We start from the raw sequence: 14,821 nt of genomic DNA on the forward strand, positions 1-14,821 counted from the left end.
TGGTATCAAAGGCAATAAGTTCTCTAAAAATCAACACGTTATAACGTAATCGTCGCCGCTAATTGTCAACGAAACGTCAACGGATAAGCTGCTGAAATATCACTGAATTGGGGATGTTATCTGGGGGGAAAGCGTAGATTGTAAAGGCTCATTGACAAAACGAATGTATCAATGAGCCCTCAAGGACGGGGGCCGTTCAGGTTCAGCTCAGCTGCGTGGCTTTACTGCGAATGGCGCGGATCATCGCCTCCAGCCCCTGTGAACGCGAAGGCGTCAGGTGTTGGCTGAGTGCCAGCTCGGCGAAAAACGGCCGTACGTCGAGCTCGACAATCTGCTGCGGCGTCAATTGGCGATACAGAATAAACACCACCGCCAGCAGGCCTTTGACGATCGCCGCGTCGCTGTCGCCGTGAAACTCGACCTGCCCCTGCTCATCGAGGTGCATCACAATCCACACCTGGCTCTGACAGCCGGAGATCAGGTTGCCGGCCTGCCGCTCGGCCTCGTCCAACGGCGGCAATTTGGCGCCGAGTTCAATCACGTACAGGTATTTCTCCTCCCAGTTCAAACAGCGGGAGAAATTTCGCACCAATTTATCTTTGTCCGGCAAATTCGCCATGGGGATCCTTTTGTACCGCCGGGGACGCGCCCCGGCCTAGCCTAATAGCTGATGAATGCGTTGCAGCCCGGCCACCAGCCGGTCCACCTCTTCGCGGGTATTATATAACGCCAGCGAAGCGCGGCACATGCTCGGCACCTGATAAAACGCCATCAGCGGCATGGCGCAGTGATGGCCGGTGCGAATGGCGATGCCGTACTGATCGAGGAAGCTGCCGACGTCATAGGCATGGTGTTCCCCCAGATTGAAGGCGATCACCCCGGCGCGATGGGCCGGGCCATAGACTTTCAGCGTCGGCACCTGGCTGAGCGCCTCCAACGCGTAGTGCATCAGCGACTGTTCATAATCGTGGATCGCATTCAGGCCCAGGGCTTCAACGTAATCAAACGCCGCCCCCATCCCCATGATGCCGGCGGTGTTCGGCGAACCGGCCTCGAAGCGCCACGGCGGATCGGCGAAGGTGGTGCCCGCCGTCAGGCTGACCTGGCGGATCATCGAGCCGCCCCCTTCCCACGGCGGCATCTGCTGCAGCAGCGCCTGGCGGCCATACAGCATGCCGATGCCGGAAGGACCGTACAGCTTGTGGCCGGAAAACACATAAAAATCGCAGTCCAGCGCCTGGACATCGACGCGCTGGTGCATCACCGCCTGCGCGCCGTCCACCAGCACCGTCAAATTCGGCGCCAGGGCTCTGGCGCGGGCGATAATGTCGCGCACCGGGTTGACGGTGCCCAGCACGTTGGAGACCTCGGTCAGCGCCAGCAGTTTACAGGACGCATCGACCAGTTCCGGCAGTCGCGCCAGATCCAGCGTACCGTCCGGCTGTAGCGGCCACACCCGCAGCTGCAGCCCGCGCTCCTCCGCCAGCATCTGCCACGGCACGATGTTGGCGTGGTGCTCCATCTCGGTGATGAGAATCGCATCGCCCGGCTGCAGCAGGTGGCGGCCAAAGCTGTTGGCCACCAGATTGATGCCTTCGGTGGTGCCCTTGACGAACACCATCTCTTCCGCCGAGGCGGCGTTGATAAAGCGCGCCGCCTGCTCCCGCACCGCTTCCATCTGCTGAGTCGCCTCGGCGCTCAGGGTGTGGATACCGCGATGCACCGCCGCATAACCGTGGCGGTAGAACTCCAGCTCGCGGTCGATCACCGCCTGCGGTTTCTGCGCGCTGGCGGCGCTGTCGAGATAGGCCAGCGGTTGGCCGTTCACCTCACGCGCCAGCAGTGGAAAATCGCTGCGCACGCGTTCAATCGGATAACTCATGCAGCCTCCCCCGGCAGACGCTGGGCGATGCGCGCCAGCACCCGTTCCCGGATGATGTCGTTGGCGATGCCTTCGGTCAGCTCGGCGGCGAAGGCAAAGATGATCATCTGCTGCGCCGCGTGTTTGTCGATGCCGCGCGACTGCAGATAGAACAGCTGCTCTTCATCGATACGCCCCACGGTGGCGCCGTGGCTGCATTTGACGTCGTCGGCGTAGATCTCCAGCTGCGGCTTGGTATCCACTTCCGCCACCTTACCCAACAGCAGGTTATGGTTGGTCATCTGGCCGTCGGTTTTGATCGCGTGCTTGGCCACTTTGATCATGCCGTTAAACACCGCCTTGCCGCGATCGCTGACCACGGTTTTATGCAGCTGGCGGCTTTCGCAATAGCCTTTGTTGTGCTCCAGATAGGTGCGGGTATCGCAAATCTCTTTGCCCACCGGCAGCACCAGGCTGTTGATCACCAGGTTTGCGCCTTCGCCGTTCAGCTGTGCGCTGGTGTTGTGCCGCGTCAGGCCGGCACCCAACAGGAAGCTGTCGCTTTTCACCCGCGCGTCGCGGCCGATAACCAGATCGTTATGGGCAAAGTGGTAGCTCGGCTGGCTCTCAAACGCCAGCTTGCAGTGCAACAGCCCGGCGTTGTCCGCCACGTTGGCGGTCAGGCGCGCGCCGGTGAAGTGCGCGGCCTCGTCCAGGCTGACATAGTGTTCAATCACTTCCGCCTCGGCGCCGCGCCCGATCTCCAGATGGTGACGATGATGCACGGTGTTCACTTCCCCGGTGGCGCCGCGTCCGCTGCTGATGTGCAGCAGGTACAGCGGGCGGGCCGGGGCCTTGCCGGCCGGCAAGCGAATCAGGCTGGTTTCCTGCGCCAGGCTTTCGGTCAGGTGCAGGAAAATCTCCGGCTGGATCGGCTCCGGCAGCGCCTGCGGCGTGCCGTAGGCGGTCAACTCGAACTGGTAGTCGCCCAGATCGCCATCGCTGAGCGCGGCGCTGTAACGGCCGTCGATAAACACCAGCCGACAGGCATCGATACCGAGCGCCAGCGCCTCAAGCTGCTCTGCGCTCACCGGCGCGGGCTGCGGATCGAGGAACTGCTGCTCCAGCAGGCTCTCCAGCGGCGTGTATTTCCAGTTTTCATGCTTGCGCGTCGGCCAGCCGAGGCGCAGCGCCTGCTGCCAGTGCGCCAGCGCATGCGGCGAACGCTCGCCGCCGCGGCCTTCGAACAGGCGATACAGCTGCTGCAGCGCGTTTGAATTACTGTTGGTCGGTAAGCCAGCCATAGCCCTGCTCCTCCAACTGTTTCACCAGCGAGAAATCGCCGGATTTAACGATGCGCCCCTGGGACAGCACGTGTACGTAATCCGGTTTGATGTAGTCCAGAATGCGCTGATAGTGGGTCACGATGATAAAGGCGCGCTTGCCGTCCCGCAGCGAGTTGACGCCGTTGGCGACGATCTTCAGCGCGTCGATGTCCAGGCCCGAGTCGGTTTCATCGAGAATGCACAGATCCGGCTCCAGCGCCGCCATCTGCAGAATATCGTTGCGTTTTTTCTCACCGCCGGAGAAGCCGACGTTGACCGAACGGGTCAACAGATCGGCCGGCATATCCAGCAGCGCGATTTTCTCTTCGATGAAATCGGCGAAGTCAAAGCGATCCAGCGGCTCCTGCTCGCGGTATTTGCGCACCGCGTTGACCGACGTCTGCAGAAAGAAATGGTTGCTGACGCCAGGGATCTCCACCGGGTACTGGAAGGCCAGGAACACGCCTTCGCCGGCGCGATCTTCCGGATCCAGCTCCAGCAGATCCTTGCCCTTGAAGGTGACTTCCCCTTCGGTCACTTCGTACTCTTCACGCCCGGCCAGCGTGGCGGACAGCGTGCTCTTGCCCGAGCCGTTCGGCCCCATGATGGCGTGCACTTCGCCCGGTTTGATCTCCAGATCCAATCCCTTGAGGATCTCGTTGCCTTCCACGCTGACTTTCAAATTCTTGATGCTTAACATGCTGTGTCCTCAGATAGCGCCGACGGCGCTAAAAATGCGGCGATTAACCCACGCTGTGTTCCAGGCTGATGGCCAGAAGTTTCTGCGCCTCGACGGCGAACTCCAGCGGCAGCTCGGAGAAAACGTCCTTGCAGAAACCGTTGACGATCATCGAAATGGCGTCATCCTCGCTGATGCCGCGCTGCAGGCAGTAGAACAGCTGGTCGTCGCCGATCTTCGAGGTGGTGGCTTCGTGCTCCAGCTGAGCGCTGTTGTTGCGCGCTTCAACGTAAGGGAACGTGTGGGCACCGCTGTCCGGCCCGATCAGCATCGAGTCGCACTGGGTAAAGTTACGGGCGTTTTCCGCCCCCGGCAGGATTTTCACCAGGCCGCGATAGGTGTTCTCGCTGTGGCCGGCGGAGATGCCTTTGGCGATGATGGTCGACTTGGTGTTTTTGCCGATGTGGATCATCTTGGTGCCGGTGTCCGCCTGCTGATGGCCGCTGGTCAGCGCCACCGAGAAGAATTCGCCGATCGAATTGTCGCCCTGCAAAATCACGCTCGGGTATTTCCAGGTGATGGCCGAGCCGGTTTCCGACTGGGTCCAGGACATTTTCGAGCCGGCGCCTTCACACAGCGCGCGCTTGGTGACGAAGTTGAGGATGCCGCCCTTGCTCTCGCCGCCGGAGAACCAGTTCTGCACCGTCGAGTATTTCACTTCGGCGTCTTTATGCAGGATCACTTCCACCACTGCCGCGTGCAGCTGGTAGCTGTCGCGCACCGGTGCCGAGCAGCCTTCGATGTAGCTGACATAGCTGCCTTCGTCGGCGATCAGGATGGTGCGCTCGAACTGGCCGGTTTTGGCGGCGTTGATACGGAAATAGGTCGACAGCTCCATCGGGCAGCGCACGCCTTTCGGCACATAGACGAAGGTGCCGTCGGAAGCCACCGCGGCGTTCAGCGCGGCGAAGAAGTTATCGTTGGAGGGCACCACGCGGCCCAGGTACTGACGCACCAGGTCCGGGTATTCCTGGATCGCTTCGCCGAACGAGCAGAAGATCACCCCGCTCTCCGCCAGTTTTTCACGGTAAGTGGTAGCGACCGAGACCGAGTCGAAGATGGCGTCCACCGCCACCTCGCTGCCCTCGCGCACCGGCACGCCGAGCTGGTTGAACGCCAGCTCCACTTCGCTGGTCAGGTAATCTTTTTCCGTCGCCGCGCCCGGTTGCTGCTCGGCGCCGGGTTGCGAACCGCAGGCATCGTCGCAGCTGCCGCAGGACGGCGCCGAATAGTAACTGTAGTCCTGGTAGTTCAGGCGATCGTAATTGGCCTTCAGCCAGTGCGGCTCTTCCATCTGCAACCAGGCACGGTAGGCCTCGAGGCGGAATTCCAGCATCCACTCGGGTTCGTTGCGCTTGGCCGAAATGGCGCGCACCACCTCTTCGTTGATGCCTTTGGCCAACTCATCGGTTGCCAGCTGGGTGAAGAAACCTTCTTTGTAGCGACCTTCGCTGACCCAAGCCTGCACTTCATTAGGCATTTCTACATTGCTTCGTGTCATGTTGATTGCATCGCTCAAACGCCAAAGCTCTCGCCGCACCCGCAGGCATGCTGAGCTTTAGGGTTGTTGAATTTGAATATCTGATTCAGCCCTTCGCGGACATAATCTACCGTGGTGCCGTCGATGAACGGCATAGCCTTCAGCGGCACATAGAGTTTGGCGCCGTCGCGCTCAAACAGCAGATCGTCATCGGCGGGTTCGCGGGTCAGATCCAGCACATAGGCAAAGCCGGCGCAGCCGGATTGTTTCACCCCTAGCTGCAGCCCTTTCACCTGCGGATCCTGCTGCATCAGTTTCGTTATTTGTCGTACGGCGCTGTCGCTGAGCGAAATGCCTTGCCAGACATTTTCATCCAGAGAAAAAGTGCCGACATTTTCCGTTTGCATAGGGTCTACCTCACACTCGTGTTTGGCCACAGCCAATCTGGGTTGCTTATATGTTAGTGATAACGATTATCACTTCAACCGTTTGTTTTGCGGGGGTATCCGCCGCGAGCGCGGTTTTTCGCTGCGGCGCGCGGCAAGCCAACGGGACACCCGTGGCGGCTTGCGGCGTCTGGCGGCAAGGTGTGCATGCTATCCCTATGAATTCGTTATCTATCCTGCATCACCGTACCGCACTCCCCGGTGGCCCGTCAGCGTTACAGCGCTGCGGTGCGTTGCCGATCTAAACATTCATAGAAAATACCTATTTCTGCATTCTGTCTGTCGTAAATGTGCGTTTATCGGCATTTCGTGGCGCGGCGCAAGCGCGCGGCCCTCAGGTTAAAGTTTAGTCGCTCAGGATTAAGTTGGGTCGGCGGCGGTCTTTTACCCTCCTGAGCAATAAAAAAACGCCGCGCCGGGATTGATCGGCAACGCGGCAGTTTATATGATAATGATTATCATTCAATTTGAATTTGAGCGCGAAGCCAATGACTCTTTCGATCAACGCATGGTTGCTGGGCAAGATTGATGAATACAAATTCAGCGTGCGCGACGCCACGGTGGACTTTTATATGGCCGAAGCGGCGCTGCGGCGCCCGGAATGCAATATCGACCATCTGAAGCGGTACAACAGCGTCAGCCTCACCATGGCCAATCTTTGTCTGGAGAACGGCGACGACGACAGCTACCTGCACGCGCTCAGCAAGCTGCACAACCGGCTGATCGTCGAGATCAACAACCCACAGCGCTGCCAGCTGTTTCGGGTGCAAAGCTACCACTTCGCCCGCCACACGCTGACGCTGATCTGCCAAAAATATGCAATGGAAGGCACCTGGGAGAAGGCGAACGCGTTTCAAAAGGACTTCGTCAAACGCGTGCCGTTTCAGCTGTAAGGCGAAAGGCTCCGCAGGCCGATCGCCTGCGGAAACCGGCGGGAATCAGTCGATGACCGCCGTGGTCAGACGCGAGGTGCAGCACAGCCGATCGCGCGCGTCGAAGATCTCGATTTGCCACACCTGATGGCGACGGCCGACGTGCAGTGCGCGACACACCCCGCGCACCTGGCCATCGAACACCGCGCGCAGGTGGTTGGCGTTGATCTCCAGCCCCACCACTTTCTGCTCGCCTTCGCTGCACAGGTAGCCGGCCATCGATCCCATCGACTCCGCCAACACCACCGATGCCCCGCCGTGCAACAGCCCGAACGGCTGCCGGGTGCGGCCATCGACCGGCATGGTGGCCTCGAGGAAATCTTCGCCCAGCTGGGTAAACTCGATGCCCACATGGCTGACCATGCAGCCGTCGCCGGCGCGGTTCAGCTGCTCCAGCGATGTTTCACGTTTCCACAATTTCACTCAATCATCTCCAGAAGTGCCTGTAATGGGTGGCGCACGCCATTGCCCTCGATGCGTTTCACCTGGCTGCGGCAGGAATAGCCGGTCGCCAGGCAGCGCTGCCGCGGCAAACGCTGCAGCGTCGGATGCCATGATAGCTCATAAATGCCGAGCGAGTTTTGCAGGTTCTTGGCTTCATGGCCGTAAGTGCCCGCCATGCCGCAGCAGCCGACGCTGACGTTCTCCAGTTTGGCACCGAAGCGGGCGAAGATCGCCGCCCACTGTTGGCCGCTGGCCGGCAGCGCGGTGGTTTCGGTGCAGTGGCCGAACAGATACCACGGCTCGCCGGTCGCCGGCTGTTCGGCGCGATCCGCGATCCGCTGCTGCAGCCATTCATGCACCAGCTGCACCTGGAAATCGCCGCGTTCGGCGCCGAGGATCTCGCGGTATTCGTCGCGGTAGCACAGCACCAGCGCCGGATCGACGCCCACCAGCGGCATGCCAAGCTGGGCCACACGGTTGAGGAAATCGGCGGTTTTGCGCGCGGTGCGGGCAAAGCGCGTCAGGAAACCTTTCACATGCTGCGCCTTGCCGTTCGGCGAGAACGGCAGCAGCACCGGTTTATAGCCGAGCTTCTCCACCAGCCGGACAAAGTCCGCCACCACTTTGGCGTCGTAATAGCTGGTGAACGGATCCTGGACGATCAGCACGTGATCTGCGCGCTGCTCGGCGCTCAGCCCTTCCAACTGCTCCAGCGTCAGCGTGGTCGCGCGGTGGCCGGACAGCTGCTGACGCAACGTTGGGCTGGACAGCAGCGGCAGATCGACCATACCGATGGCGTTGCGGCTCATCTCCCGCAGCCACGGCTGGCGGAAGAAGAAGTTGAACACCTTCGGCGCGCGGGCCATCAATGGACTATAGCTCTCCACGCCGGCGACCATGTAGTCGCTTACCGGGCGCAGATAGCGGGTGTGGTAGAGCTGCAGGAAGCGCGAACGGAATCCCGGCACGTCAATCTTGATCGGGCACTGGGTGGAGCAGGCCTTGCAGGCCAGGCAGCCGGACATCGCCTCTTTCACTTCGTGCGAGAAGTCATACTCGCCCTTGCCCGCGTGCCAGCTGTTGCGGGTCTTTTCGATCAAACCGCGCAGGCTGACCCGCTGCTGCGGCAACTGTTTTTCCAGCGCCAAAGGATCGACGCCCTGCTCGGCCAACAGACGCAGCCACTCGCGCACCAGCGTCGCCCGCCCTTTCGGTGAATGAATGCGGTTGCCACTGATCTTCATCGACGGGCACATCGGGCTGCGCACGTCGAAGTTGAAGCACAGGCCGTTGCCGTTACACTCCAGCGCGCCGCGGAATGAGGTGCGCACCTCGACCGGGATCTGGCGATCGAAGGCGCCGCGTTTGACCGCGTCCACCTGCATCATCGGCGCATCCACCGCCAGCGGCGAACAGATCTTGCCCGGGTTCAGGCGGTTATCGGGATCGAATGCCGCCTTGATGCGGCGCAGCTCTTCATACAGCGTTTCGCCGAAGAACTCAGGGCTGTATTCCGCGCGGAACCCCTTGCCGTGCTCCCCCCACAGCAGGCCGCCGTATTTGGCGGTCAGCGCCACCACCCGATCGGAGATTTGCTTCATCAGCACCTCCTGCTGCGGGTCGCACATGTCAAGCGCCGGGCGCACGTGCAGCACCCCGGCGTCGACGTGGCCGAACATGCCGTAGCTCAGGTGGTGGTCGTCGAGCAGTTGACGGAATTCGACGATATAGTCCGCCAGGTGTTGCGGCGGCACGCAGGTGTCCTCGGCGAACGGAATCGGCTTGGCGCGCCCTTTGGCGTTGCCCAGCAGCCCGACCGCTTTCTTGCGCATGTTGTAAATGCGCTCGATGCCCGCCAGATCGCCGCAGATTTGGTAACCGATCACGCCGCCCTGCCGTTGCGCGATCAGTTCGTCCAGCCGTTGGCACAGGTTTTCCATCTGGCCGTCGATCAGCGCCCGATCGTCACCGGCGAACTCGACGATGTTCAGCCCGAGCATCTCTTTATCCGGCACGTCGGCGATCAGTTCGCTCACCGAGTGCCAAACGATGTCTTCACGCGCCAGGTTCAGCACCTTGGAATCGATGGTTTCCACCGACAGCGCCTTGGCTTCGACCATAAAGGGGGCATTGCGCAGCGCCGAGTCGAAGGAGTCGTATTTTACGTTAACCAAACGGCGCACTTTCGGCAGCGGCGTGATGTCCAGCCGCGCCTCGGTGATAAACGCCAGCGTGCCTTCGGCGCCGGTCAGGATGCGCGTCAGATCGAAGGTTTGCAGATCGTCGCTCAGCACGTGGCGCAGATCGTAACCGGTGAGAAAGCGGTTGAGTTTGGGGAATTTCTCCAGGATCAACGCACGCTGCTCGCGGCAGCGGTTGAGCACCGTGCGGTAGATGCGCCCTTCGGCGGTCTCTTCCAGAGCAATCGTTTCCGCCAGCGCCGTCGGCATGACGCGGGTATCGATCATCTCGCCGCCGAGCAGCACCGCCCGCAGGCCCAACACGTGATCGGAGGTTTTGCCGTACACCAGCGAGCCCTGGCCGGAGGCGTCGGTGTTGATCATGCCGCCCAGCGTGGCGCGGTTACTGGTGGACAGTTCCGGCGAGAAGAAGTAGCCGAACGGCCGCAGATATTGATTCAGCTGATCCTTGATCACCCCGGCTTCGACTTTTACCCAGCCCTGTTCGACGTTGATCTCCAGAATGCGGTTCATGTGGCGCGACATATCGACCACGATGCCGGTATTGAGCGACTGGCCGTTGGTGCCGGTGCCGCCGCCGCGCGGGCTGAAGGTCAGCGTCTTGAATCGCTCATCCCCGGCCAGGCGGGCGATCAGCGCCACGTCGGCGGTGGAACGGGGGAACACCACCGCATCGGGCAACAGCTGATAGATGCTATTGTCGGTGGCCATCGTCAGCCGGTCAGCATAGCTGGTGGCGGTGTCGCCGTTGAATCCGTTTTGCTTCAGTGCTTCCAAAAAGTCGAGCACCCGTTGAACGAGGCCGGGCGCCTGAGAAATCTGTGGGATCATTCGCTTTTTTGACCCTGTCCGTCTATTTTTTATGCGCTGATGTACGCTGAATCGGGCCTTTAATTCAGACCCACCCTATTTTTTAGTGACACTAAAAACTAACATACTCGTTTAGTGAAGGCATTCACATTATTACCGCCCTGCGAGCGCCGCCACAGGCGGCCGCCCGGCGGTGAGAAACCGACCGACAGGCACCCCGATTCCCCGGTGCCAGGGATTTAATTGACCAGGATGAGAAGCCACTGATGCCACTCCCGCAATCGCGTTACGACTTACCGCGAATTATTTTCGGCGTGCTGTTTATCGCCATCATGATCGTCGCCTGTTTTTGGGTGATCCAACCGTTTATTCTCGGCTTCGCCTGGGCGGGCATGGTGGTGATCGCCACCTGGCCGCTGCTGCTAAAACTGCAAAAGCTGCTGTGGGGCCGCCGCTCGCTGGCGGTGTTGGTCATGACCCTGCTGCTGATCCTGCTGTTCATTCTGCCTATCTCCCTGCTGATCAGCAGCGTGGTGGATAACAGCGCGCCGCTGATCGCCTGGGCCAGCTCACCGGGCAAGCTGCACATTCCCGACCTCGCCTGGCTGCAGTCCGTGCCGATGATCGGCGACAGGCTCTACACCAGCTACCACACGCTGGTTAACGCCGGCGGCGCCGCGCTGCTGGCGAAGGTACAGCCGTACTTCGGCCAGACCGCCACCTGGTTCGTGGCGCAGGCGGCGCATATCGGCCGTCTGCTGCTGCACTGCGCGCTGATGCTGCTGTTCAGCGCATTGCTGTATGCGCGCGGCGAGCAGGTAGCGCTGGGTATCCGCCACTTTGCGGTGCGCCTCGGTTCTGCGCGCGGCGATGCGGCGGTGCTGTTGGGCGGCCAGGCGATCCGCGCCGTCGCGCTGGGCGTGGTGGTGACGGCGCTGGTGCAGTCGGTGCTGGGCGGTATCGGTCTGGCGGTGAGCGGCATTCCGGCCGCCACCCTGTTGACGATGCTGATCTTTATCTGCTGCGTGGCGCAATTGGGGCCGCTGTTGGTGCTGGTGCCGGCCATCATCTGGCTGTACTGGCATGGCGATACCACCTGGGGCACCGTGCTGCTGGTCTGGAGCTGCGTGGTGGCCACGCTGGATAACGTGCTGCGCCCGGTGCTGATCCGCATGGGTGCCGATCTGCCGCTGCTGTTGATCCTGTCCGGCGTTATCGGCGGTTTGCTGGCCTTCGGCATGATTGGCCTGTTCATCGGCCCGGTGGTGTTGGCGGTGTCTTATCGCCTGCTGACCGCCTGGATGGATGAAGCGCCGGAGCCGACCACCACGCCGGAGCAAGTCATCGAAGATCTGGAAAAACGCTAATCCCACTTCCGCCCGCATCGTCGGGCGGAATATTTCGCCCCATCATTATTCCTACCTCATTCGAGTAATATCTTCGTCAAATATAATGCCGCCCTATATTGATTGGGGCTCGGCGAATGAAAGGTGCAATGTAAAGCCCTGTTTGTTGCAAGCGATAAAAAGAGATAACGCCCGCAAATAAAATGTGATGCCGCTATCGATTAGGATGATTCTTAATGACTAGTCGCGTTCAAAAATCTAGTATTATGGCCATCTATTGCTTCAAATCACTGATTTTAAAACAACCTTTCTGAACAATGTAATGCCATACATGTGAATTGCTGTGTGTAGTCTTTGCCCATCTCCTACGGTGGGCTTTTTTTTATTCTTTTTTCGCCAAATTGATTATTTTACGCGCCGTTATTTACATTCAGAAATAAAAAGGCCGCAGCGTAAACTGCGGCCTGGCATTAATGCCTTAGCGATGCCGAGACATTATTTCTTTTTCGACAAATTGATCCAGGTCTGCACCACGGTGTCCGGATTGAGCGACAGGCTGTCGATGCCCTGCTCCATCAGCCACTCGGCGAAGTCTTCGTGGTCGGACGGGCCCTGGCCGCAGATGCCGACGTATTTGCCGTGGCGCTTGGCCGCCTGAATCGCCATCGACAGCAGCGCTTTCACCGCCTCGTTACGTTCGTCGAACAGCTCCGACACCACGCCGGAATCGCGATCCAGCCCCAATGCAAGCTGGGTCATATCGTTGGAACCGATAGAGAAGCCGTCGAAGTGCTCGAGGAACTGATCCGCCAACAGCGCATTGGACGGGATCTCGCACATCATGATCACTTTCAGCCCGTTTTCGCCGCGCTTCAGCCCCTGACGCGCCAGCTCGCCCACCACCGCTTCCGCCTGCGCCACGGTGCGCACGAACGGCACCATGATTTCGACGTTGGTCAGCCCCATTTCGTTACGCACGCGTTTCACCGCCTCGCACTCCAACGCGAAGCAATCGCGGAAGCTGTCGGCCACGTAACGGCCGGCGCCGCGGAAGCCCAGCATCGGGTTCTCTTCGTGCGGTTCATACTTGTCGCCGCCCACCAGGTTGGCGTACTCGTTGGATTTGAAGTCGGACAGCCGCACGATCACGCGCTTCGGCCAGAAGGCGGCGCCCAGCGTCGCGATGCCTTCGGTCAGGCGGCCGACGTAGAACTCGACCGGATGATCGTAACCCTGCATCAGCGCGCGAATTTCGTTTTGCAGCGCCGGCGTCTGCTGGTCAAACTCCAGCAGCGCACGCGGGTGCACGCCGATCATGCGGTTGATGATAAATTCCAGCCGCGCCAGGCCCACGCCTTCATTCGGCAAACGCGCAAAGTCGAAGGCGCGATCCGGGTTGCCGACGTTCATCATGATCTTCAGCGGCAGATCCGGCAGCTCGGTCACTTCGGAACTCTGCACGCTAAAGTCCAGCATATCGCTGTAAACGAAGCCGGTGTCGCCTTCCGCGCAGGAGACGGTGACTTTCTGGCCGTCTTTCAGCACGTCGGTGGCGTGGCCACAGCCCACCACCGCCGGAATGCCCAGCTCACGGGCGATGATCGCCGCGTGGCAGGTGCGCCCGCCGCGGTTGGTGACGATCGCGGCGGCTTTCTTCATGATCGGTTCCCAATCCGGGTCGGTCATATCGGTGACCAGCACGTCGCCCGGCTGGATGCGATCCATTTCGCTGATGTCGTGGATCACTTTCACCGGGCCGGCGCCGATGCGGTGGCCGATGGCGCGGCCTTCCACCAGCACCGGGCTGGAGCCGTTCAGCTGGTAGCGCTCCATGGTCTGCTCGTTGGAGCGCACGGTCTCCGGGCGCGCCTGCACGATCAGCAGCTTGCCGGTATGGCCGTCTTTCGCCCACTCGATATCCATCGGGCGGCCGTAATGTTTTTCGATCAGGATCGCCTGCTGCGCCAGCGCCTGCACTTCGTCATCGGTGAGCGAGAAACGGCTGCGCTGCGCTTCCGGCACGTCTTCGATGCGCACCTGCTTACCGTGATCCTGCGACGGTGCGTACACCATGCGGATCTTTTTCGAGCCCAGGTTGCGGCGCACGATCGCCGGCTTGCCGTTTTGCAGCGTCGGTTTGTGCACGTAGAACTCATCCGGGTTCACCGCGCCCTGCACCACCATTTCGCCCAGGCCGAAGGCGGAGGTGATGAATACCACCTGATCAAAGCCGGACTCGGTGTCGATGGTGAACATCACGCCCGAGGAGGCCAGATCGGAGCGCACCATCCGCTGTACGCCCGCCGACAGCGCCACACCGCGGTGGTCATAGCCCTGATGCACGCGATACGAGATGGCGCGGTCGTTGAACAGCGACGCGAACACGTGCTTGATCGCCACCATCACGGCGTCGATGCCCTGCACGTTGAGGAAGGTTTCCTGCTGGCCGGCGAAGGACGCGTCCGGCATGTCTTCCGCCGTGGCGGAGGAGCGCACCGCAAAGGAGGCTTCCGGTTCGCCGTCGGCGAGCTGTTGGTAAGCCTGATGAATTTCACGTTCGAACTCGGCGTGGAACGGCGTGTCGATCACCCATTGGCGGATCTGGGCGCCGGCCTTGGCCAGTTGTGCAACGTCGTCAACGTCGGTCTGATCCAGTAGCTGATAGATGCGCTGGTTAACACCGCTTTGTTCGAGGAAATCGTTAAACGCCTGTGCGGTGGTGGCAAAACCGTTTGGCACGGCCACGCCCAAATCGGAAAGATTGGTGATCATTTCACCGAGGGAGGCGTTTTTGCCGCCGACACGGTCAACGTCGTGCATGCCAAGCTGGTTGTACCAAAGCACATTACGCAAGTCTGGGCCATTGTTGGACATCGAGACAATCCTTATTGCTATCAGTAGGGTAAAGACGGATTTAATTCGCTTGCTTTACGGCGCCGCTAACACGGAGCCGAATCAGACTAGCACACTGATCTGGGGAAAATGGAAAGGTGAATCGATCAACCCACTGAAGAAAGTGGTTTTTAAGAGAATGTCCTAACCGGCTGATTTGCCTGGGAACCGTTCCCAATCGCACGAAAAGCTTAGTTCTCAACAAATTACGTTTTTTTTAAACTTCTGTTTTAATGACCACGCAAACGCTACCATTTTTGGTGAAAATAGCGGCAAATTTGCGTTTCGGATCGAAAAGCGTCGCTGCGCCACGATTTTTACCGTCGTCAAAGTGCGCTTTTCTTC

The 14,821-nt window shown here is 60.2% G+C and carries 11 protein-coding genes and 1 other RNA gene; 3 read left to right on the forward strand and 9 right to left on the reverse strand.

Going from position 1 to position 14,821, the window contains the following annotated elements:
- Positions 1 to 202: 202 nt before the first annotated feature.
- From sufE to sufA, 6 genes are read right to left on the reverse strand one after another with little or no spacing between them, the layout of a single operon-like run.
- Positions 203 to 619, reverse strand: coding sequence for a cysteine desulfuration protein SufE (gene sufE, locus ACJ8HT_RS17045; protein WP_194572157.1), 417 nt, complete (start codon positions 617 to 619; stop codon positions 203 to 205).
- Between the two features lie 36 nt (positions 620 to 655).
- A complete protein-coding gene (gene sufS, locus ACJ8HT_RS17050) occupies positions 656 to 1,882 on the reverse strand; it encodes a cysteine desulfurase SufS (RefSeq protein ID WP_194572158.1) in 1,227 nt (408 codons plus the stop codon).
- Positions 1,879 to 3,165 (reverse strand): Fe-S cluster assembly protein SufD, encoded by a 1,287-nt coding sequence (gene sufD / locus ACJ8HT_RS17055; RefSeq protein ID WP_197653412.1) that lies wholly within the window; start codon positions 3,163 to 3,165, stop codon positions 1,879 to 1,881. The genes sufS and sufD overlap by 4 nt, the downstream gene beginning before the upstream one ends.
- Entirely contained in the window at positions 3,140 to 3,886 is a 747-nt protein-coding gene (gene sufC / locus ACJ8HT_RS17060) for a Fe-S cluster assembly ATPase SufC (RefSeq protein ID WP_004931365.1), read from the reverse strand. Before sufC ends, sufD begins: the two co-directional genes overlap by 26 nt.
- Positions 3,887 to 3,929: 43 nt before the next feature.
- Entirely contained in the window at positions 3,930 to 5,426 is a 1,497-nt protein-coding gene (sufB, locus tag ACJ8HT_RS17065) for a Fe-S cluster assembly protein SufB (RefSeq protein WP_033638360.1), read from the reverse strand.
- A gap of 14 nt (positions 5,427 to 5,440) precedes the next feature.
- Positions 5,441 to 5,812, reverse strand: a complete 372-nt coding sequence (gene sufA, locus ACJ8HT_RS17070) for a Fe-S cluster assembly scaffold SufA (protein ID WP_004931368.1) — start codon at positions 5,810 to 5,812, stop codon at positions 5,441 to 5,443.
- A 527-nt stretch (positions 5,813 to 6,339) separates the two neighbouring features.
- Here sufA and ACJ8HT_RS17075 point away from each other — a divergent pair.
- A complete protein-coding gene (locus tag ACJ8HT_RS17075) occupies positions 6,340 to 6,744 on the forward strand; it encodes a hypothetical protein (RefSeq protein ID WP_047727659.1) in 405 nt (134 codons plus the stop codon).
- 45 nt (positions 6,745 to 6,789) lie between these two features.
- Here the strand turns inward: ACJ8HT_RS17075 and menI are convergent, their stop codons facing one another.
- Complete coding sequence (gene menI / locus ACJ8HT_RS17080; RefSeq protein WP_016927938.1) at positions 6,790 to 7,206, reverse strand: 1,4-dihydroxy-2-naphthoyl-CoA hydrolase; 417 nt, start codon at positions 7,204 to 7,206, stop codon at positions 6,790 to 6,792.
- Positions 7,203 to 10,259: a D-2-hydroxyglutarate dehydrogenase YdiJ gene (gene ydiJ, locus ACJ8HT_RS17085; protein WP_197653411.1), complete on the reverse strand. Its 3,057-nt coding sequence runs from the start codon at positions 10,257 to 10,259 to the stop codon at positions 7,203 to 7,205. Before ydiJ ends, menI begins: the two co-directional genes overlap by 4 nt.
- A gap of 245 nt (positions 10,260 to 10,504) precedes the next feature.
- Here ydiJ and ydiK point away from each other — a divergent pair, with 245 nt between their 5' ends.
- Positions 10,505 to 11,605, forward strand: a complete 1,101-nt coding sequence (gene ydiK, locus ACJ8HT_RS17090) for an AI-2E family transporter YdiK (protein WP_049200275.1) — start codon at positions 10,505 to 10,507, stop codon at positions 11,603 to 11,605.
- Between the two features lie 255 nt (positions 11,606 to 11,860).
- An RNA gene (rprA, locus tag ACJ8HT_RS17095) (antisense sRNA RprA) lies at positions 11,861 to 11,970 on the forward strand.
- Positions 11,971 to 12,079: 109 nt separating this feature from the next.
- Here rprA and ppsA read toward each other — a convergent pair.
- The gene (gene ppsA / locus ACJ8HT_RS17100) at positions 12,080 to 14,458 is read right to left on the reverse strand and encodes a phosphoenolpyruvate synthase (protein ID WP_194572161.1); all 2,379 of its coding nucleotides are present in this window, start codon (positions 14,456 to 14,458) and stop codon (positions 12,080 to 12,082) included.
- Positions 14,459 to 14,821 lie beyond the last annotated feature (363 nt).

The organism is Serratia sp. CY44782 (assembly GCF_052168715.1).
In the GTDB taxonomy this organism is placed as follows: Bacteria; Pseudomonadota; Gammaproteobacteria; order Enterobacterales; family Enterobacteriaceae; genus Serratia; species Serratia nevei.

What these genes read in the sequence shown, in the direction of transcription:
- sufE (WP_194572157.1), bottom strand. Translation starts at nt 619, where the DNA reads ATGGCGAATTTGCCGGACAAAGATAAATTGGTGCGAAATTTCTCCCGC.
- sufS (WP_194572158.1), bottom strand. Translation starts at nt 1,882, where the DNA reads ATGAGTTATCCGATTGAACGCGTGCGCAGCGATTTTCCACTGCTGGCG.
- sufD (WP_197653412.1), bottom strand. Translation starts at nt 3,165, where the DNA reads ATGGCTGGCTTACCGACCAACAGTAATTCAAACGCGCTGCAGCAGCTG.
- sufC (WP_004931365.1), bottom strand. Translation starts at nt 3,886, where the DNA reads ATGTTAAGCATCAAGAATTTGAAAGTCAGCGTGGAAGGCAACGAGATC.
- sufB (WP_033638360.1), bottom strand. Translation starts at nt 5,426, where the DNA reads ATGACACGAAGCAATGTAGAAATGCCTAATGAAGTGCAGGCTTGGGTC.
- sufA (WP_004931368.1), bottom strand. Translation starts at nt 5,812, where the DNA reads ATGCAAACGGAAAATGTCGGCACTTTTTCTCTGGATGAAAATGTCTGG.
- ACJ8HT_RS17075 (WP_047727659.1), top strand. Translation starts at nt 6,340, where the DNA reads ATGACTCTTTCGATCAACGCATGGTTGCTGGGCAAGATTGATGAATAC.
- ydiJ (WP_197653411.1), bottom strand. Translation starts at nt 10,259, where the DNA reads ATGATCCCACAGATTTCTCAGGCGCCCGGCCTCGTTCAACGGGTGCTC.
- ydiK (WP_049200275.1), top strand. Translation starts at nt 10,505, where the DNA reads ATGCCACTCCCGCAATCGCGTTACGACTTACCGCGAATTATTTTCGGC.
- ppsA (WP_194572161.1), bottom strand. Translation starts at nt 14,458, where the DNA reads ATGTCCAACAATGGCCCAGACTTGCGTAATGTGCTTTGGTACAACCAG.